Origin of the sequence: Staphylococcus sp. ZWU0021 (assembly GCF_000798895.1) — a bacterium.
Taxonomy (GTDB): domain Bacteria; phylum Bacillota; class Bacilli; order Staphylococcales; family Staphylococcaceae; genus Staphylococcus; species Staphylococcus saprophyticus.
Map to the genome: position 1 here is coordinate 182,919 of NZ_JTLN01000005.1, position 20,417 is coordinate 203,335.

At 33.0% G+C, this 20,417-nt stretch carries 23 protein-coding genes; 3 read left to right on the forward strand and 20 right to left on the reverse strand.

Annotated elements, in window-relative coordinates; translation table 11 throughout:
• Nucleotides 1–82: 82 nt before the first annotated feature.
• From L987_RS01470 to L987_RS01495, 6 genes are all read right to left on the reverse strand, one after another.
• Nucleotides 83–460 (reverse strand): hotdog fold thioesterase, encoded by a 378-nt coding sequence (locus tag L987_RS01470; protein WP_002483808.1) that lies wholly within the window; start codon nucleotides 458–460, stop codon nucleotides 83–85.
• 30 nt (nucleotides 461–490) lie between these two features.
• Nucleotides 491–1,807, reverse strand: a complete 1,317-nt coding sequence (locus tag L987_RS01475) for a Na+/H+ antiporter family protein (protein ID WP_011303521.1) — start codon at nucleotides 1,805–1,807, stop codon at nucleotides 491–493.
• Nucleotides 1,808–2,056: 249 nt separating this feature from the next.
• Entirely contained in the window at nucleotides 2,057–3,538 is a 1,482-nt protein-coding gene (locus L987_RS01480) for a M17 family metallopeptidase (protein WP_047502546.1), read from the reverse strand.
• A 241-nt stretch (nucleotides 3,539–3,779) separates the two neighbouring features.
• The gene (locus L987_RS01485; protein WP_037538897.1) at nucleotides 3,780–4,988 is read right to left on the reverse strand and encodes an NAD(P)/FAD-dependent oxidoreductase; all 1,209 of its coding nucleotides are present in this window, start codon (nucleotides 4,986–4,988) and stop codon (nucleotides 3,780–3,782) included.
• A gap of 234 nt (nucleotides 4,989–5,222) precedes the next feature.
• Nucleotides 5,223–5,582: a HesB/IscA family protein gene (locus tag L987_RS01490; RefSeq protein ID WP_011303524.1), complete on the reverse strand. Its 360-nt coding sequence runs from the start codon at nucleotides 5,580–5,582 to the stop codon at nucleotides 5,223–5,225.
• Between the two features lie 12 nt (nucleotides 5,583–5,594).
• Nucleotides 5,595–5,831: a YuzB family protein gene (locus L987_RS01495; RefSeq protein WP_002483813.1), complete on the reverse strand. Its 237-nt coding sequence runs from the start codon at nucleotides 5,829–5,831 to the stop codon at nucleotides 5,595–5,597.
• Nucleotides 5,832–6,251: 420 nt separating this feature from the next.
• Here L987_RS01495 and L987_RS01500 point away from each other — a divergent pair, with 420 nt between their 5' ends.
• Entirely contained in the window at nucleotides 6,252–7,316 is a 1,065-nt protein-coding gene (locus tag L987_RS01500; RefSeq protein ID WP_002483814.1) for an NAD(P)/FAD-dependent oxidoreductase, read from the forward strand.
• A 145-nt stretch (nucleotides 7,317–7,461) separates the two neighbouring features.
• On the opposite strand, the gene L987_RS01505 is transcribed toward L987_RS01500, so the two are convergent.
• Nucleotides 7,462–7,773, reverse strand: a complete 312-nt coding sequence (locus tag L987_RS01505) for a YuzD family protein (protein ID WP_002483815.1) — start codon at nucleotides 7,771–7,773, stop codon at nucleotides 7,462–7,464.
• Between the two features lie 107 nt (nucleotides 7,774–7,880).
• On the opposite strand from L987_RS01505, the gene L987_RS01510 reads away from it, so the two are divergent.
• Nucleotides 7,881–8,123: a NifU family protein gene (locus tag L987_RS01510; RefSeq protein WP_002483816.1), complete on the forward strand. Its 243-nt coding sequence runs from the start codon at nucleotides 7,881–7,883 to the stop codon at nucleotides 8,121–8,123.
• Nucleotides 8,124–8,370: 247 nt separating this feature from the next.
• On the opposite strand, the gene dltD is transcribed toward L987_RS01510, so the two are convergent.
• From dltD to L987_RS01550, 8 genes are all read right to left on the reverse strand, one after another.
• Nucleotides 8,371–9,519 carry a D-alanyl-lipoteichoic acid biosynthesis protein DltD gene (dltD, locus tag L987_RS01515; protein WP_047502549.1) on the reverse strand — a complete coding sequence of 383 codons (1,149 nt, stop codon included), beginning with the start codon at nucleotides 9,517–9,519 and terminating at the stop codon, nucleotides 8,371–8,373.
• Nucleotides 9,516–9,752, reverse strand: coding sequence for a D-alanine--poly(phosphoribitol) ligase subunit 2 (gene dltC, locus L987_RS01520; protein WP_002483818.1), 237 nt, complete (start codon nucleotides 9,750–9,752; stop codon nucleotides 9,516–9,518). The genes dltD and dltC overlap by 4 nt, the downstream gene beginning before the upstream one ends.
• 19 nt (nucleotides 9,753–9,771) lie before the next feature.
• Complete coding sequence (gene dltB / locus L987_RS01525) at nucleotides 9,772–10,986, reverse strand: D-alanyl-lipoteichoic acid biosynthesis protein DltB (protein WP_047502552.1); 1,215 nt, start codon at nucleotides 10,984–10,986, stop codon at nucleotides 9,772–9,774.
• The gene (gene dltA / locus L987_RS01530; protein WP_047502554.1) at nucleotides 10,983–12,446 is read right to left on the reverse strand and encodes a D-alanine--poly(phosphoribitol) ligase subunit DltA; all 1,464 of its coding nucleotides are present in this window, start codon (nucleotides 12,444–12,446) and stop codon (nucleotides 10,983–10,985) included. The genes dltB and dltA overlap by 4 nt, the downstream gene beginning before the upstream one ends.
• 14 nt (nucleotides 12,447–12,460) lie before the next feature.
• The gene (locus L987_RS01535) at nucleotides 12,461–12,607 is read right to left on the reverse strand and encodes a teichoic acid D-Ala incorporation-associated protein DltX (RefSeq protein WP_011303529.1); all 147 of its coding nucleotides are present in this window, start codon (nucleotides 12,605–12,607) and stop codon (nucleotides 12,461–12,463) included.
• Between the two features lie 374 nt (nucleotides 12,608–12,981).
• Entirely contained in the window at nucleotides 12,982–13,941 is a 960-nt protein-coding gene (locus L987_RS01540; protein WP_011303530.1) for a 2-hydroxyacid dehydrogenase, read from the reverse strand.
• Between the two features lie 10 nt (nucleotides 13,942–13,951).
• On the reverse strand, nucleotides 13,952–14,731 hold the full coding sequence (locus L987_RS01545) for a TIGR01457 family HAD-type hydrolase (RefSeq protein ID WP_002483823.1): 780 nt from the start codon (nucleotides 14,729–14,731) through the stop codon (nucleotides 13,952–13,954).
• Nucleotides 14,732–14,737: 6 nt separating this feature from the next.
• Nucleotides 14,738–15,169 carry a DUF86 domain-containing protein gene (locus L987_RS01550; protein WP_002483824.1) on the reverse strand — a complete coding sequence of 144 codons (432 nt, stop codon included), beginning with the start codon at nucleotides 15,167–15,169 and terminating at the stop codon, nucleotides 14,738–14,740.
• Nucleotides 15,170–15,317: 148 nt separating this feature from the next.
• Here L987_RS01550 and L987_RS01555 point away from each other — a divergent pair, with 148 nt between their 5' ends.
• Nucleotides 15,318–15,584: a DUF3055 domain-containing protein gene (locus L987_RS01555; RefSeq protein WP_011303531.1), complete on the forward strand. Its 267-nt coding sequence runs from the start codon at nucleotides 15,318–15,320 to the stop codon at nucleotides 15,582–15,584.
• A gap of 126 nt (nucleotides 15,585–15,710) precedes the next feature.
• Here the strand turns inward: L987_RS01555 and L987_RS01560 are convergent, their stop codons facing one another.
• The 5 genes from L987_RS01560 to L987_RS01580 all read right to left on the reverse strand — a co-directional run bounded on the left by L987_RS01560 (nucleotide 15,711) and on the right by L987_RS01580 (nucleotide 20,301).
• Nucleotides 15,711–16,100 carry a YutD family protein gene (locus L987_RS01560; RefSeq protein ID WP_037538900.1) on the reverse strand — a complete coding sequence of 130 codons (390 nt, stop codon included), beginning with the start codon at nucleotides 16,098–16,100 and terminating at the stop codon, nucleotides 15,711–15,713.
• Nucleotides 16,101–16,252: 152 nt separating this feature from the next.
• Nucleotides 16,253–17,194, reverse strand: a complete 942-nt coding sequence (lipA, locus tag L987_RS01565) for a lipoyl synthase (RefSeq protein WP_002483827.1) — start codon at nucleotides 17,192–17,194, stop codon at nucleotides 16,253–16,255.
• Nucleotides 17,195–17,275: 81 nt separating this feature from the next.
• Complete coding sequence (locus L987_RS01570; protein WP_047502557.1) at nucleotides 17,276–18,595, reverse strand: bifunctional metallophosphatase/5'-nucleotidase; 1,320 nt, start codon at nucleotides 18,593–18,595, stop codon at nucleotides 17,276–17,278.
• Nucleotides 18,596–18,617: 22 nt separating this feature from the next.
• Nucleotides 18,618–19,442: a sulfite exporter TauE/SafE family protein gene (locus L987_RS01575; protein ID WP_011303534.1), complete on the reverse strand. Its 825-nt coding sequence runs from the start codon at nucleotides 19,440–19,442 to the stop codon at nucleotides 18,618–18,620.
• A 10-nt stretch (nucleotides 19,443–19,452) separates the two neighbouring features.
• Nucleotides 19,453–20,301, reverse strand: coding sequence for a DUF72 domain-containing protein (locus tag L987_RS01580; RefSeq protein WP_011303535.1), 849 nt, complete (start codon nucleotides 20,299–20,301; stop codon nucleotides 19,453–19,455).
• Nucleotides 20,302–20,417: the final 116 nt, after the last annotated feature.

The following is a 20,417-nucleotide window of genomic DNA, read 5'->3' on the forward strand; positions in this document are numbered from 1 at the left end:
CGCTTTCATTATTATTGCTATGATTTGATTAGAAAATAAAATGATTTGTGTTTGTTTTTCAATTTTTATTGTAAAATATCTTTTAGCGTTTAAGCGGTTTAATCGCAATCGTTCCACGCATCACACAAATCAACCTATCTGTGTCATCTTTAATATCTATATTCCAAACTTGTGTTGTTTTTCCTTCATGAATAATTGTTGCTGTCGCATATATGGTTCCCTCGGTTGTTGAACCAATATGGTTACCATTCATTTCCAATCCAAGGGGAACATACTTTTCAGTATCGATTAAATAAGCAGCTCCCATAGAACAAGCAGATTCTCCGAGCGCAAGACTCGCACCACCGTGTAAATAGCCAAAAGGTTGTTTCACCTTATCTGTTACCGGCATTGACATCACCATTAATCCACGTTCTTGCTTTTCTACTTTAATATCTAAAGCATCTAGCATATTTTCCATAACGTACACCTCATTTGCATAGAATTAATACTATAATATCATAGCTGCAATTGTTCCAAAAATAATCAATGGTATATTATAGAACACAAAATTAGGTATACATGTATCTCTAATATGATCATGCTGTCCATCAATATCTAAACCTGCTGTCGGTCCAAGTGTTGAATCACTCGCTGGTGACCCTGAATCACCTAAGGCACTCGCAGTACCTATTAATGCAATAAGCGCCATCGTACTTAAACCTAATGACTCTCCTAGTGGCACAAACAATGTGGCAATGATTGGTATTGTGGCAAATGAAGAACCTATACCTAATGTGACCACTAATCCACTAATATACATAACAATAATGCTCAATAATTTATTGGCTCCTACAACACCACTTAGACTATCCACTAATTTGCTGATATCCCCTGTTTCATTCATTACACCTGCAAAACCATTTGCAGATAATATGACTACGCCGATAAATGACATAATTTTGATTCCATCAACAAACTGTTTATCCAATTCCGTCCATTTATACGCTCTTGAAACAAAGAATACAAGCACACCTGCGAGCGCGCCAAATATCATTGAATCCGTAACGAGTTGTACTAAAAAAGTAGCTAAGATTGAAATCACAGTTACTATAAGTACGTAAGGTTTGATGACAATTGAATCATTATTTTTAATTTCTTCATGTTGGATATATTTTCTTGGTTTTCTATAATAATAAATACCTAATATCAACCCAACAATATAACCTAACGATGGGATAATCATAGCCTTCCAAATCATACCCATCTCAATTGGGTGATGTGCTTTGGTAAAGCCATTTTGTATGATTTGGTGAAAAATTTGACCAAAACCAAAAGGTAATAATACATAAGGCCAACACAAACCAAAACCAATGATAATAGCGATTTGTCTTCTGTCCACATTAAGTTCATTAAATAAACTAATTAATGGAGGTATGACAATTGGAATAAATGCAATATGTACGGGAATTAAATTCTGACTCATTATGCTCATGACAAGTAAAGCAATGATAATAATGATTTTCACTTTAACTCGTGATATCTTACTGTTTTCTGCATGAATTCCGTCTATAATTTTATTCACTAAGAAGTCAGTAATACCACTATAAGAAATCAATGCTGCAAACCCACCAAGCAATGCATAACTAAGTGCCACCTCTGCACCATCTACTATATTTTTACCAAATACGGATACAATTTCAGAAACACTCATACCCGCTATTAATCCACCTACAAGTGCACTGACAAATAAACTAATAACTACATTTAATCTACATAAACATAAGACAATCATCAATACAACGGCTATAACAACTGCATTTATCACAAAGCATAACTCCTTTATCACGTTATCGAACTAAAGTATCATGTGATTTATAATATCAATAACGATAGTACTTGTCAAACACATTATTAACTTTAATATTATTATTTAAAAGACTATGTAAACTTGGTTTATAAATCTATCTTTAAGTCATTGTCTTTTATAGACATTAATAACAAAAAAATGGACAACCATTAACGTTAATTACATCATGTTGCCCATTTTTATGGTATTAAAATATTACAAATCTTACTATTTCAGATGACGCATCCATTCTACAATAGTAGGAACAAGATAACCTGTCGGCCCTTTAGGACCTTTATGTGTATGTTTATTTATCGTTGCTGGACCAGCTATATCAAAGTGCATATGTGGCGTTTCTCCCGCAAAATGATTAATAAATGTTGCCGCAAATAATGCCTTTCCTTGACCATTCGTATGGTTAACGAGGTCTGCAACATCACTATTTCTAATTAATTTTTGCTCTGTTGAAGTCATTGGTAATTCAAAAACGAATTCATCCATTTGACGTGCGCAGTTTAGTATATGTTGTAAAGTTTCGTCTGCATTATGATTAAACACAGCCGCTTTATCATCGCCTAATGCTGCTACTGCAGCACCAGTTAATGTTGCAAAATCAAGAATCAATTTAGGTTGGAATTGATTCGCATAAAATACTGCATCTCCTAATACTAAACGACCTTCAGCATCCGTATTTAATACTTCAACCGATTCACCACTCAATGCAGTATATACATCATCCGGTTTCATCGCGATTTCATTAACCATATTTTCAGCAGCAGCAATAACACCAACAATATTAATCTTTAGTTCAAGTTTACGTGCTGCGTCAATCATGGCTACGACATTTGCAGAGCCACACATGTCATATTTCATAGTTTGCATACCTAATTTAGATTTAATAGAATAACCGCCAGAATCATATGTAATACCTTTTCCAACCAATGCAATCGGAGCATCATTTACGTTGCCACCGTTATATGACAAAGTAATGACTCTAGGACCATGCTTAGAGCCTTTTCCAACAGCATGTATTAAGCCAAATCCTTCTTCTTGAAGTGTTTTACTATCTTTTATATCAACGCTAACCTCAGTATGATTGAAATGTTTCTGTATCATTTCAGCATAAAAGCTTGGTGTCAATATATTAGGGGGTATATTACTATAATCTCTAGCAATATTGATGGCTGATGCAATAGCTTGTCCATGTTCAATTGCAGCCTCTATACCCCCTTCTTTGGAAGTACTGATATCTAAATCGATTTGATATGGTGCAGATTTATCGGTTTTATAATTATCAAATTCATAAATTGACTGCATACTTTGTTGACCTAATATTTCAGCAATTGTTTCTCTTGGTAACTCATGCGCTTGAAATGTATCAAACAATAATGAAACATGACTAATTCTGTTTTTCTTTAAATATTGAAATAAATGACCAAATACTTTTAAATAATCACTGTGATGGGTTGATTTTACATTACCTAAGCCAACCGTAATTAATTTTACAAATTTATCATTTAAATTGATCATTGTTGTAGAAATAGCAGCAATATTTGTACTTATAATTTGATGTTGCTTTAATGTTTTAAGCTTGTCATTTAAGTTTTCATTTCCAACGACTACTGTTTCTAGTTGATTTAAATGCTCAGGTACTCCGATTACTAATGTATCCGTGTCACTTTCTTGATGATTACTAATATTAAATTTCATAATAGCTTCTCCTCTTTTCTGCTTAATTAATATCTTATATTGTTTATGTAATTTTCAAAATTTCTATTTTCTGTAGATTAAAAACAGAAATTATATTTGTCTAAAGTAATTTCTTGATACTGCTTATGTAATTCAAATAAAAACATCTATATGCTTAATGAGGCCGGAACATAATGATATGTCCCGGCCTCATTGCATCTCATACGACACATTCAAAAATGTATCTCAATGGATTTATTTATTAAAATTTACCTTTTTTAAACGCTAAACCAATACCGCCAAGTTTGAATACCGCACGTGTATCGATTACTTTCTTCATGAAGGCAGCTTTTTTACCTTGAATATCTCTACCATAAACAACACCAACGCCATCATGAGCGCCTAATGAACATACAGTACCGCGATCAACGTATTCAAATTCGTTTGTAGGTTGACCTTCTAAAATGTTTTTAACATTTTTAGCTGTGTGTTCACCTTGTTGCATAGCAATTTGTGCTGTAGTTGGTAATGGACGTTCTTCTCCTGCAGGAATAAACGCAGAACAATCACCAATAACAAAGATATCATCGTATCCTTCAATTGTTAAATCTTGTTTAGTAACAATACGTCCACGTTTAACGCCTTCAAATGACTCTTCCATTAATTTGCTACCACGCACACCAGCAGCCCATACTACTGTATTAGCTTCTAATTGTTGTTCTTCATCATTTACTTTTACTACGAAACCTTTTTCGTTAGCAGCAACGATTGGTGTACCAATTTTAAATTCTACACCTTTGTTTTCTAAGTAATTTACCGCATGATTAACTAATTCATCAGAGAACATTGGTAACATTTTTGGTGCTGCTTCAACACAAGTGATTTTCACTTTGCTTTGTTCTACACCATATTTGTTACATAATTCAGGAATACGGTCTGTTAATTCACCTAAGAATTCCACACCAGTAAATCCAGCACCACCAACAATAATAGCTAAATCTTTATCATCTTTTTGTTTTGAAGATGCATAATTAGCAAACTTGTCTTCAATGTGACGAGATAATTTACGTGCAGTTAATACATTTTCAATTTGGAAAGCATAATCTTTCATACCTTTGATACCAAATGTTTCACTTTCGAAACCTAATGAAACTACTAAAATATCAAAATCAAAGATTCCAGCGTCAGTTTCAACTTTTTTAGCATTGCGATCAATTTTAGTTACTTCTGCTTTTACAAAGTTAACTTTATCTTTGTTAACAACACTTTCAACTGGATATAGTAAATCTTCATAGCTAATTGTACCTGCTGAAGCTTCATGTAACCAAGTTGCTTCATAGTGGTAGTCATTTTTATTAATTAATGTAACCTCAGCCTCATCTGCTGAAATTTGCTTTTGTAATTTTGTAATAGTTTGTAAACCAGCGTAACCAGCGCCTAGAACTAATACTTTTTTACGATCTTGAGCCATTTCATTCACCTAAGCTTTCATAATTTTTTTGTTGCAATCGTCTTTTATTTACCCAATCTTTAAAAAGTAATTCACAAAAAAGACAATTTTCATCCAATACCAATTTTATAGTTTTTATCGTTGATTTTCAAGCGCTAACGACCATATTGTTTATTATTTCACATAAACGTACAAAAGACTATAGTTTACACTTATTGTTTAAGTGAACCATAGCCTTTTTATCAATTTATTTAATTAGCAATCTTCAGGCGTCCCAGCCACTTTAGCAGTTCTAAACGAACTACCGCAACCACAAGCTGCAATGGCATTCGGGTTATCTATTTGGAAGCCGCCTCCCATTAAAGATTGTTTAAAATCGATTGTCGTACCATCTAATACTGGTTTATCGTACTTATCAACTAATACTTTCAAACCATAAAATTCGAATATTTCATCGTTCTCGCCAGGTTCTTCTTCAGCAGACATGCCATAAGTTAGGCCTGTACAGCCACCACCATTTACTTTCACTTTTAAATAGCCATCAGGCATATCGTTCTGTTGTAACATGTCTTTAACTTCATAAGCTGCTGACTCTGTCATATTAATCACTGTCATAACAATTACCTCCTAAAAAATCCATGTTTCTTCTATATGTGCGTATATTTTTTGTAATAAATCATCTGGAGATTCACCTTCAACGATATCACCATTCACTAATGCATACAAGCCGCTAGAACATATACCACAATTTTGTAAACACCCATATTCTAAAACATCTATGCCTGGATCATTTTCAAGCTGATTGTATACATAATCTCCGCCCTTCGCTAAATTCGAAATGCAGAACTCAACTATTGGATTCATATTACACCCTCTCATTAATTATCAGTTAGACAATTATAACAAAAACACTGGGGCTATATCTACATACTAGCTTACAGAAATTTTGATTAACGCTTCAATTGATCATTGAGTTGACCTTTATCAATGTATGCCCAGTCTCAATCACATTTGATTATTTGATTTTCAAAGTTAATATTTACTTATCTAAAAATTTTGTGATGACAAATTAGAATGCGTCTACTTTATTTGTAGTAGTAAACAAAAAAGCATATAATATATCTAAGTAAGCTGATTATAGAAAATTGGTATATCGATGCAGAATAAAGCATGATTTAATCACATTTTATTTACATTGAAGTGCAATGGACATGTTCTACAATGATTTAAAAATTTATCATATCTTTTCTGCTCAATACAATTTTTATTAGAGGGGTATCACAAATGAAAAACTTAGTATTACTAGGTGGTGGCTATGGTAATATGCGCATCATGTCTCATATTTTACCATCAGCACTTCCAGAAAATTATTCAATTACATTAATTGATCGCATGCCATACCATGGTTTAAAACCAGAATTTTATGAATTAGCTGCGGGAACAAAATCTGACAAAGATATCCGCATGAGTTTTCCTGATTCAGATAGAATCAATAACGTTTATGGCGAAATTACTGATATTAATTTGGATGACCAAATCGTATCTGTAGGGCACACCAAGGTTGATTATGATGAACTTGTTATCGGACTTGGTTGTGAAGATAAATATCATAATGTGCCAGGTGCAGAAGAATACACACATAGTATTCAAACACTTTCTAAATCGCGTGAAACATTCCATCATATTAGTGAACTTCCAAATGGTGCTAAAGTAGGTATTGTAGGTGCAGGTTTAAGCGGTATCGAATTAGCTAGTGAATTACGTGAAAGTCGCAGTGATTTACAAATTTTCCTGTATGATAGAGGAGAACGTATTTTACGTCGTTTCCCTGAAAAATTAAGTAAATATATAGAGAAATGGTTCAAAAAACATGATGTCACAGTTGTACCAAACTCTGATATCAACCGTGTTGAACCCGGTTGTATTTACAATAATGACGTACCAGAAGAACTTGATTTAATCGTGTGGACTGCAGGTATCCAACCAGTAGAATTAGTTAGAAACCTACCTATTGATATCAGTAAAGGCGGGCGCGTCATTTTAAATCAATATCATCAGGTGCCTACTTACAAAAATGTTTACGTAGTCGGCGATTGTGCAGATTTACCTCATGCACCAAGCGCGCAATTGGCGGAAGCTCAAGGTGATCAAATTGCTGATGTGATGAAATTACAATGGCAAAACAAACCACTTCCTGAAAAAATGCCAGAAATTAAAATTCAAGGGTTCCTTGGATCACTTGGTGATAAAAAAGGGTTCGCATACATTATGGACCGCACCGTTACTGGTCGTCTAGCTTCTATCCTAAAATCAGGCGTCCTATGGATGTATAAATACCATAACGGTTAAATCGTTTTGAAGCTCCAAACTAAGCCTTTTATCTTGGCTTAGTTTTTTATCAAATAATGCTAATGATCACTGAGATCAATATATTTACAGCTAATTTTAGAGGCGTCTAGGACACATCATCAAATGACCTAGACGCCTTCTTTTTTTACTGTAATTCCATAAATTTAGTAATATCTTTTAACTGAACATAACCATCTGAAACATATTCGTCATTCATCGTAACTAAGGGATAAAATAATTCATCCTCTTGGATGCGTTCAATATATTGTTGATCATGATCTGTTAGATTTTCTACATCTTTTTCTATATCGATATACGTAAATTCAAATTGTTTGTCCGGATATTTACGTTTTAATAAAGGCTGTAACCAATCAAATGTGTTACGAGAAGTAGGTGCATTGACACAACTCGCACATACAACATCTGCTCCATAAACAACGACGCTCACTTTATCCATATATCTTTCTCCCCTTTTGTTTTGATTTATAGATTTTTCCCTATTTTTCTATTATAATAAAAAGATAAGTAGAAAATGAAATAATTTACTTGAAAGGAGGCATTTTTATGCCAACTGAAAACGTAACGATGTTTGATCAAGTAGCAGAAGTTATCGAAAAACTACGTCCCTTCCTATTACGCGATGGCGGTGACTGTTCACTTGTAGATGTAGAGGATGGTATTGTTAAATTACAATTACATGGCGCATGTGGTACATGCCCAAGTTCAACTATCACATTAAAAGCAGGTATCGAACGTGCTTTGCATGAAGAAGTACCAGGAGTAATCGAAGTAGAACAAGTATTCTAATTGATAGACTTACTATATATAATAACATCAAAAATTGAATGGCTTTCGAACACTTTTTAACCTAGAACACGAAAACTGTGTACTAGGTTTTTTAATTTTAATATTTCACCATCCATTTTAAACTAAATGTTTTATACATTTATAATATGACGTTATTTAGCTTATTTTACGTTTTAAACCCATTAAATAATCCTTTCAAAAATTCACATAAACTGTGAAATTTGAAAGGATTGTTTAATTTTATACGTTATTTTTTATGCATGTGTTGCTCAATACGTTCTGCGATATCAACCCAGCCTTTCCAGCCAATATGCACCGCATCACTTACCACATATGGTTCATAATCTTTATCGGTCATATTATAGGTATGTCCGCCATGATCAATAATCGTATTGTCAATCTTGTCATATATTTTTTGACGTCTCTCTTGTTTGATTCCGATGTGATCATACCATTTACCATTAGAAGGTAAAATCACATATTCAACATCTGCGCCACCTTCACGTAACGTATCTACAAGTAATTTTAAATCATTAAATTCAGGAGAATTTTGTCTGAATTCGTAATTTCGGTTAATTTTACGTTTATGCTGTTTGATTAAACCCCAATATTCATCTCGAATACCAAATTGATTTGACTTGGTACGCGCTTCACCGTATGATTCCGCTGCTGACTCAATGTTATGCCACGAACTATTTTTATGTGTAACAGGATCGATATGTGATAAAGGTGACGTTCTTAATGGATATATTGATTTAATTGCTTCAATTTTTTTCAATTGATTATCTTGAAATTTTGAAAGATATTGAGTTTCTTTTGGCATATGGCCTGCTGCTACTTTTTCTAAATAAGGTCTGTTTTCAACATCTTTGAACTGTAATAAACGTTTCGCATAACGTTGTTTCAACTTAGGGCTTAATTGATTTTGATTAAATAATCGATTTAATTGTCCCTTTGAAATTCGTGCTTTGAAATTATCATGTGTTAATCCATGTTTTGTAAACCACTGTGGTGACACAATAAAGGCCATCTTTTTGCCTCTTAAGTTTTCATATTGCGAACCAAGTTCCACGGCATTGACTAAGTCGGTTGATCCACCTGTCCCAATTAAAAACGGTTGCTTCGGAACATCTTTTCTACCATTTAGTAAAAACGCCGGGTTAAATGGATCATCTTTTTCTAATTCACTGGACCCATAAATAGGATAATATGCATCGGATTGATACATTTTATCTTGTATTAAAGTACCTTTTAATACTTGATCAGTCAGAGCAACACGTTGCGTAGCTAATGTTTTGGAATTGATTAAACCAGTAAACCAACTCGCTGGCAATATTACAAAGATGCCAAATAGCACAAGACTTACAATGATTGGTATAAATGATTTTAGTTTCATCGTAATTCTTCTAATACCGCTACAATCTTATTAGGTGTCGCCCACTCATCTCTGTCAAAATCCATAATTGAAACTTCAATATCTAATTTATTTTGAATTTCTAGTAATAACCCTACCGTTTGGAATGAATCAATAATACCTTCCTCGAATAATTCCACATCAGGATTTTCCTTAATCACATTAGTCTCAGCTACTTCAGTTAATAAATCTAATACTTGATCTCTAAATTCCATAATATTTTCCTCCTAAATTTTAAAACAATTTCCCAGAAAAGATGAAAAAGCCAAATGTTACAAAATGGAATGTAACGATGATACTTAATAGTGCCGTAAATTGATTTGACCATTTTGGCGGATGTTTTTTACGCCATTTTTCATAATAACCATAACCAATAAATAAAACTGCATGATATAACCCATACAAAATATAATAAACTTCAATGCCATGCCAAATTCCCATTATTAAAAAGTTTAATGAAAAGGCAATATTAGACATCGTGAACTGACTTTTTAACAATCTCTTTTTCGACATAAAGAATAACGATCTCATATAAATACAATCTCTAAACCAGAATGACAATGACATATGCCATCTATTCCAAAAATCTTTAATATTCTTTGCTTTAAAGGGTTGTTTAAAGTTTTGCGGTGTTTGTATTCCATATAAATAACTAAAGGCCATAGCAAATAAAGAATAACCAGCAAAGTCAAAAAATAAATACAGACTATACGCATACATATAAAGCCATTTAGTAGTAAAACTATTAAAATCCAACAACAGTGGGTTTATAGCATAAACTTGAATTAAATAGGCAATGATATATTTATATAAAAATCCAAGCATAATATAATGAATTGCCTTATGTAATAATTCTTGATATTGGTCACTGGATGGAATCTTTGCTTCATCTTTAACAAATCGTTTATAACGATCTATCGGACCTGATGAAATGGTTGGAAAGAACGATATAAATTGAAATACTTTCGATACTTTAACTTCTTTAATCGAACCATCTCGTATTTCCATTAATAGTTGTACACTTTTGAACGTGACGTATGAAATACCTAAAAAGCCAATAAATTCAATAACTTTATTTTCATGTAATTTCAATTGTGTTGCACCAAACCACGAGCTTTGCATGACTTTGACAACCACTAACGGCAATATCGATAAAACAATAACGACAAAAAATTTACTGAATGTATTATTTTTTGCACGTGATTTCCAGTAAAACATGATAATGGCTACTTGCCAGAGAATGTATAAGATAAAATTAATTAACTGTACACTTAAAAATGATAGTCCAAAAAGATTTTGTTTTTCTGAAGAAAAAATGAGAACAATCATCACCATGGTACTGATACCATTATAAATTCGACTTCTCTTGCCAACTAACCCCATGATAATGACAGGTAATAGTACAATGAACGCTATGAGAAAAAATGTAAATGTGCCATATGGAATCATGCTTGTATATCCTCAGCGATTTGTTTTCTATCTAGTTTTCCATTTGCCGTTAATGGAAATTTATCTTTAAATATTATTTTTTTAGGAATCATATAATCTGGAATTGATTTTTTAAGCGCTTGTTTAATGTTATGTATCATAGCTTGTTCAGCATCGATATCTACTTCCTCATTTAAAATGACTACACCTTGCAATTGCACAACTTTACTATTTTTATAAATTGGAACAACAACCGCTTCTTTTATAACATTAACCTGTCGTAATTGAAATTCAATCTCTTCTAATTCCATACGGTAACCATTAAGTTTAACTTGAAAATCTATGCGACCATTGATAAACCATTGCTCATGCTTCTTCGTCGCTTTGTCACCTGTGTAATAACTTGGCTGTCCATTGGATGTTTTAAATACCGCCTTAGTGCGCATTTCATCTTTAACGTATCCAGCACTCACACATTGACCAGTTATCACTAACTCGTCATTCTCAGCTAAAGACAATATTGTGCCTGGTCTCGGTACGCCAACAGGTAATGGATTATATTGATTTATGATATCTTCAGTAATCCGTATGCTTGTAACTGCAACCGTTGCTTCAGTAGGCCCGTATGTATTGTAAATATACGCAGATGGGAATCGCTGTAATAACGTTTTTGCCGTTCTATGTGGCAAAATTTCACCACAGAAGAAAAATTCTTTTAAACTATCATATTGATTTTCTGAAAGATTTGGTAACATTAAACACATTTCCATAAATGAAGGCGTTGAGACCCATACATTAATGCGTGTTGCTTCTAGCATTTGGTTTAATAGTTTAGGCTTATTAATCATTGCTTTGTCTACTAAATTTAACGTGCCTGCCGTAGCTAAACATGGATAAATCGCCATTACTGATAAATCAAATGAAAAAGGCGCTTGATTTAACCACTGTTGGTTTTCACCTAATTGATTGAGGTCGACCATCCACTGCGTAAACTGATTTAAACTATCATAACGAATTTGTACACCTTTAGGTTCACCTGTTGAACCAGAAGTAAAAATCGTATAAGCAATATTTTTATCTTCAATCAGCGCATTAAATTTAATAGATGTATCCATGTCATTAAATATATTCAAATCAAAAATATGATTATGTTTTATGTCTAATAAACTTTCTGTCGTATTTAAAATATAGTCAGGTTCTACTTTTTCAATAATAGAACTAATTCGATCTTCAGGCATTGAAACATCTATGGGTACATAACCACAACCTGCTTTTAAACTTGCAAGCATCCCTACAATCATATAAGGCGACATATGTCCATATACGATCAATGGACTTTGACTGTCTTTTATTAATTCTGCTAGTCTATTCGTATATTGATTAAGTTCTCGATAATTGATTGTTTCATCATTATGTCTTATTGCAATTTGGTCGGGGTAATTCTTTTCATTTTCAATTAATGAATATACAATATCTTTCATAATTTTCTCCTCGATTAAAATTCATTATAAATAAAGTTATTATGCGTATCTCCAGAACCGTAAATTAAGTATAAGGCTATAAAAATAGCAAGATATAATAATGTTAATAACCATGGCTTCATTTTTTGATAGGTAGGCTTTTTATTCATTTCTTTACTCATCATCCACCTCTTTTATTATTTATACTATTATTTTTTTATTACATAACAATATTTTTGGTTGTAAGGCTATTTACAATATTTTAACATTTTACCAACTTATTATACATTTTTTATGATGGTGTGACAATCGAATAAAGTATTTTATATATAACAAAAATGTTAGATGGTTTAAAATATTAAAACGCTCAAAATACAATTATATTTAATACACTTATAATCAGTGAAACTAAACGGTTTAAAAATCAGTTATCTTTATACATCAGTTTTTTGCTATCAAAAAAAGAGCCCGCAAACATCCATAGATGTTCGCAGACTCTTTTTAATTGGGACGTATGTATTGAAAGTCCCAATCCCTAAATACAAGATACTTTTTATTATTTTATTGGTGTTTTAGGATGTAAATTGTTTAATACTAATCGAATATTATCAACGCATAGTTGAATCATACGATTTCTTGTTATTACAGACGCACTACCAATATGAGGTACAATCACGGCATTAGCCATCGCTAAGAGTGGATGTTTCATATCTATCGGTTCTTCACGTAGAACATCTAAACCACAAGCTGCGATGTCACCATTTTCTAAAGCAGCGATTAGTGCTTGTTCATCGACAACTGCGCCGCGTCCTATGTTGATAAAAATCGCATCGTTTTTCATTTTTTTAAATGCTGTAGCATTAAATTTATTTTGAGTTTCCTTTGTGAGTGGTGCTGTACATATTATAAAATCGCTATGTTCTAATAGTGTATCAAATGGTACATACAATGCCCCTAACTCTTTTTCGGCATCTTCATGTCTAGAGCGATTATGATACATGATTTTAGTATTAAAGCCCTTTAATCTTCTAGCAAAAGCTTTACCAATATCACCCATGCCATAAATACCCACATTCGCATTACTCAAGTCTTTGCCCGCAAACAAATATGGGCCCCAACTTTGCCACTCGCCATTTTGAACATATTTCTCAGCTTCTACAATTCGTCTTGCTACTGCCAACATTAATGTGAATCCTAATTCTGCAGTCGTTTCAGTTAAGACACTCGGTGTATTCGTTGCGATAATACCTTTATTATTTACGAGATCAATATCAATATTGTCAAAACCAACTGCCATATTTGCAATAATTTTCAGGTTAGGTGCTGCTTCCAGGGCTTCTTCATCTATTTTTTCACTCAAAGTTATAAAGCAAGCCGTTGCATCTTTGATGGCATCTAAAAATTGCGCTCTAGGCATCGGAATAAGTGACTCATCCCACATTTCTACTTGTCCAAGCGCTTCTAATTGTTCTATAAAAGGTTGCGGAATTTTTCGAGTAACAATGATTTTATCCATACGAACACTCCTATTTTTCAAGTTCTTTAATCACTTCATTTAAATCCTTAAAAGTATAAGTCGGTGGTACTGATTTTTTCTCTATTTCTTCTTTAGTTGTGACACCAGTTTGTACATGAATCGTGTCTATATCAACATTAATACCAGACATAATATCTGTATCATATAAATCTCCTACCATCGCTACATCTGAACGGTCTAAGTCTAAAATTTCTAAGGCTTTATTCATAATAATCGGCTCTGGTTTGCCAATAAATACGGGTTGGACACCTGTCGAAACTGACACGACACTTGTAATCGCTCCATTACCTGGTAAAAATCCTCTCTCTTTTGGTATAGAGACATCTTGGTTTGTTGAGATAAACTTAGCACCATTTCGCACACCTAACGTTGCAGTTGAAAGCTTTTCGTAGGTAACTTGCTCATCTAAACCAACCACTACGTAATCCACGAATTCATCGTCTTTGAGTACCAATCCTTGTGCAGTTAAAGCATTGGATAACCCGCTTCCACCTAACATGTATACAGTTGCTCCAGGTGATTCTTCTGCGATAAATTCTGCGGTTGCCAAAGCTGATGTAACAACTTCATCAGCTTGTGCGACAATACCCATTGTATTTAATTTTGATGCTACTTCTTCTGGTTCTTTCGTTGAATTATTTGTCACGTATAAATGTGGAATATTTTGATTATTTAAGTAAGAAATAAATTGGGCTGCTCCATCAATTTCTTCATTCCCTTTATACATCGTTCCATCTAAATCGATTAAATACGCTTTATAATTTTTCATTATGACTTATTCTCCTTTTTTACCAAAAGCTGTGATTGGAACATTTTCATTTTTTAAAAACTGAATTACTTCATCAATATAACTTTGATAAAATGGCACTGCTTCATCAAAGATGGGTATCAATGTCGTCGTATTAAGTTCATCATAATAATGAACAAATTGCTTTCTTACATCAACGGTTTGATTAATTTGATGTTGTGTATCTTTAGATATCACTTTTTCTAACGCTAAAATATCTATAACATCCTTATAATTACCAGGATCTCTAAGTATAAAGCCGTCTATAATCATATTACCAATGTCTACCGCTGATTCAATAAACATTTGCGCAATACGTTCAAATGCATAATGATTATCTTTATGGCTAGGATAATCTTGAATTAATTGTTGTAAATAATTTAATTTAGTATTCAATTGTTCTTTATTAACAAAATACATTTTAGTCACCCCTATCCATCTCATCATACCATAACTTTGCAGACAAATTCATTTATGGTTATACTGTAAATCAAGACTTTTAGTAAGATCAAAATTGCTTTAAATAAGCTAATTTAAACTAAATACTTATATTGTTAGGAGCCTAAACATGATTGATATGTATCTATATGATGATGATGAATCTGCACAAGTCCAATTTGTTGGTTTTGTTGGTGAACACAGCCGTTATGATTTAATGCTAGTTCAAACCAACCGCCATTTTGGGAAAACAATCGTCCTTAATATGCAAACAAATAAATTTGGCATTATTGGCACAGATGACTTAGAAGAAGAAGGCTATATCGCACATATTCTTGGTGTGTCTGAAATCGAAGGTAACGAGATTACAGCATATTTAAATGAAGTCATTCAATAACATGATGCCATAGTACTTGCGCTATGCCTCAAAATATTAATCAATAAAAACAAACCAAAAGCGTATAATCGCCTTTGGTTTGTTTTGTTAAAATGGAAATATCTATTCACTGTTTGCCAGCTTATATTATTTCTCTGATTGTTGGATACTGGGCTGAATTTTAACATCATGCAGTTTATCTTCTTCAAGTATCGCGTCACTTTCTGTTGTTTCGCTTTCATCTAACTGTGTCTTAATTTCACTTTCTGGAATACGTCTTAAAATAAAGTAAGGACAGCCAAAATTACAATACTCTAATAGATAATCTTGTATTGTTGAGAATCGTTTACTTAACTCTGCCTTTTTATTATTATCATTATAAAACCCTTTTAATCTCAATTGGTCATATCCAAAATCACCAACAATGAAATCATACTTATCCAAAATATCTGAGTATCTGTTAGCAAACGTTTCTTCTTCAAAACACGCTCTATATTCCTCTATTATCTCAAAGTATTGTCCATTTACTTTTATCATATCATTCACCTAATCTATGTCATTTCATAAACTCAATTATAAATAATAAAATATTAAAATGACTCACATATTTATATCATATTTCTAATAAAGACTTAGTTCATATAGTGCGATACACGCAATCATCTAAAATGAACTAAGCCTTATTTTAATTAGTTATTCGTATCTGTACCAATTTCATTACCAAGTTTTTCTTCTCCGATGCGGTGTCTTTCTTTTGCAGCTTCATTTACTTGTTCATCTGCATGATAAGAACTTCTTACAAGTGGACCAGCTTGGCAATGTTTAAAACCTTTATCCATTGCTACTTTTCTTAATTTACCAAATTCTAAAGGTGTGTAATATTTTTCAACTTTTAAGTGTTTACGTGAAGGTTGTAAATATTGACCTATTGTCAAAATATCCACATCATTAGCACGAAGGTCATCCATTGTTTCATAAATTTCCTCGTGTGTTTCACCTAATCCCACCATTAAACTTGATTTTGTAGGAATATCAGGTTGTAATTCTTTAGAACGTCTCAAGAACTCTAATGTACGATCGTAAGTCGCTCTAGCACGAACTCTCGGTGTCAAACGGCGAACTGTCTCGATGTTATGGTTTAAGATATCCGGTTTTGATGCCATTAATGTTTCTAATGCATCATAATCTCCGCCCATATCTGAAGGTAAGATTTCAATTGATGTAAATGGATTACGTTCACGTACTTTACGCACTGTTTCAGCGTATACATTTGAACCTGCATCTCTTAAATCATCACGCGCAACTGCAGTAATAACAACATGTTTTAAATTCATTAACTCTACAGATTCTGCCACGCGTTCCGGCTCATCTAAATCTAATTCGTTAGGTAAACCAGTCTTAACTGCACAGAAACGACAAGCTCGGGTACAAACTGCACCAAGAATCATAAATGTTGCAGTACGACGCTCACCCCAACACTCGTGTATATTAGGACACTTTGCTTCTTCACAAACTGTATGTAAATTCTTTTCGCGCATCATTTTCTTAAGACCAGTATAATTTTCGTTAGTATTTAGTTTTATTTTTAACCAATCTGGTTTACGTAAAATTTCTTCATTTTTAGTAGCCATAACATGACAATCCTCCCGATTTGAAATCTCTAATCATTATAACGAAATTTCCAACAAATTAAAACGTATTATTACAACAATTTAATATTCTAACAATTTTTCCTTGAAAATATCTCGTAAAAACTCTGGCATTAAGTAATCTATGGCTTGGTCTTTTAACATTGGGAAATATCTACCAAATGTATACATATCAACTGTTCCTAAGATATACGTGCCATCATTATCTATTTCTTCACCATTGATAAAATAACGTGATTCCGATTCGATAAATCCAAGGTTATATAAAATATAACCGCCAAAAATATCACCTCTAAAACCCAAACCTTGCGCATGTTCATTCAAATATTCTTGCTTTTGACTTTTAATAATTACTTGCTTTAATTCTTGACCACTTAATTTAATACGCACTGCGTTAATTGGATGCGGTAACATTTGATGAATATCATATTCTGTAATTTGATTACCATCCATTCCTTGTACAATTAAACCAGCATTAATAATCGTACAATCTGCATTCGTAAATTCAAACAAACTCTCTGCTAGCATATAAGATGTTTGTGAAATCATGTTCGTTCTTCTAGGTAATTGGATAGGATAATCTATGACAGCGTCACTAAGGAGTGCCTTGCCTTCCGCTTCAAAATGTGTTTCTACTTCAGGCAGCTTTTCTATAGGGTGAATCGTTGCTTCTTTATGCACTACAACATTATCTTCAATCTCTAAAGTAACCTCACCTAAGAAATAACCATATTTACCTGCAGCTGCCATAAGCACGTCATGATTAAATTCACCATTTTCGAAATAATGATGCGTATGACTTCCTAAAATTAAATCAATTTCAGGTATTTCCTGACATAACTTTTCGTCAAAAAAGACCCCTACATGACTCATAATAATTAATAAATCATAAGCACCTTCATTAGCACTTATTTCGTCTTTAATTGCTTCTAATGGATTCGTCACAACCCAGTCTAGCGCTCTATAAAACGGCGTAAATGGAGCTGTAGCAGCCACAAATAATATACGCACACCATCTATTACCTTAATAAATGATGAAGAGATATTATTTGGTAATTGACCGCGTTCATCAAAAACATTGGCACAAGTCACATCAAATTTTGCATTATCGTATAATGTGTTTAATGCATCATGAGATATCGTCATACCTTCGTTATTACCAATCGTAGCCAAATCACAATGTGCATCATTTAATAATTCAACATTTTTGATACCCATCGTTGCCTCAGTCACAGGCGCTGACAAATCAACGTGATCACCTATATCTAAGTAGAGCGAGGGATGATTCAATTTAGGTCTCTCTTGAGCTAAATACTCAGTGATACGTGCGTATTCATGTAGATGACTGTGTATATCATTCGTATGATAAATTGTTAATTTCATCTATGTTTTCCCTCCTCTTATTTTATAAAAATGATTTAATGATTAGATATATACCCATTATGAGCATGACTGCACGCAATAATGTAACGACAGTATTCGATTGAATGGATCGATTAATTTTGACACCTAATTTAGCACCAAAATAACTTGCTATAATTAAGATGATTGCATAACCCCAGGCTACGTGACCTTGTACGATATGACCTGCTGAACTGACAACACTTGAAAAGAAAATCATCATCATACTCGTACCTACCGCAACATGCGGTGGGAATCTAAATACAATGAGCATTAGTGGTGTCATTAAAGCACCGCCACCAATACCAAAGAGTCCTGTTAAAATACCAATAAATAATGTAGCCACAAATGCAACCAATGGTGGTACGTGATAGTGATATGTTTCCCCATGACCATCCACATAGGTTTTTTCATATTGTGGTTTCGCAAATACTTTTAAAGGCTTAATTTTATTTCTTACCATCAATAGGATGGCAACTAAGATTAAAAATATACCAAAATATAAATTAAATGATTCTAATGTCAGATAACGACTTATGATTGAACCAATTAATGAACCTGGTAGTAAGCCAAATAAAAATATCGATCCATTCTTAACATCAACTTGTTTTGTCTTAAGATAACCAAGTGTGGAAGATAAGCCGGTTACAATTAATATAACAGAAGATGTTCCGATAGCAATTTGAGGTGTTATGCCGTGTAACAAATCATTATCCACACCTAAATATACAATTGTCGGAACTATTATTATGCCGCCACCAATACCTACTAAAGAGCCTATGACCGCTGACAAACCACCAATTAAAATCAATAATATAATTGTTAACATCTTATCGCTCCTAGAATAATTTTAATTGCTGTGGTGCTAATCCTTCGTAATCTATGCCCAACAAGCGTTGGTATGTTTTAGCATTTTGTGCTGCATGACCACCAGAATTATTATTAAATACAACATAAATTTTTTTGGCTTTATGTTCTAATACTTTAACTTTATTCACTAAATCTTGTAGTTCAGATTCACTGTAATCATATAGATATCTCACGTCGCGCCATGCCTCGTCGGTCATGTCCTTTTTCGTCCACCCGTGAACATTCCGCCCATGATAACGTACAAATGCTTTTTCATGCGTGATTCTATTGACGAGCGGTATAGACCCTTGACCTGCTTGTGGTTCATCACAAACAGCATGGATGATGCGTTGTTGCGTTAAAAACGCCAATGTTTCTTCTTTAAATTGATCATTAAACCACGATTGATGCCTAAACTCGACACATATCGGAAAGTCTTTTAATTGTTCTCGCACGTATCTTATATATGTAATATTCGGTACGGTACAATCAAACCATGGTGGAAATTGAACTAATATCATAGCGAGTTTACTTTCATCCATTAGCGGTTGTAACATATCCTTAAATTGATCAAAAAGGCTTTGTCTTGTTTCTGCATAATCATGAAAATCAGCATGAAGTGTTAGTGCTTGATGTATTTTAACAATAAATTCAAAGCGTTCTGGTGTTTCTTTAATCCACTTTCTTATATTCCTTTCAGGTTGTATGGCATAATAAGTTGCATCAAGTTCCACTATTGGAAAGTGACTTGCGTATGTAATTAATTTATCTGTTTTTCGTTGCAAATCCTCATATAATGTATCGTGGTCGCCCCAACCTGTTAATCCAATATTTATCATATGTATCACCAAATTAATGATACCACAGATGATTTATGATATTCACTTGATTAAATTCAATTTACGATAACTTTAAAAAACTAAAGATTTTTATTTCAAATGATTTACTATGTATC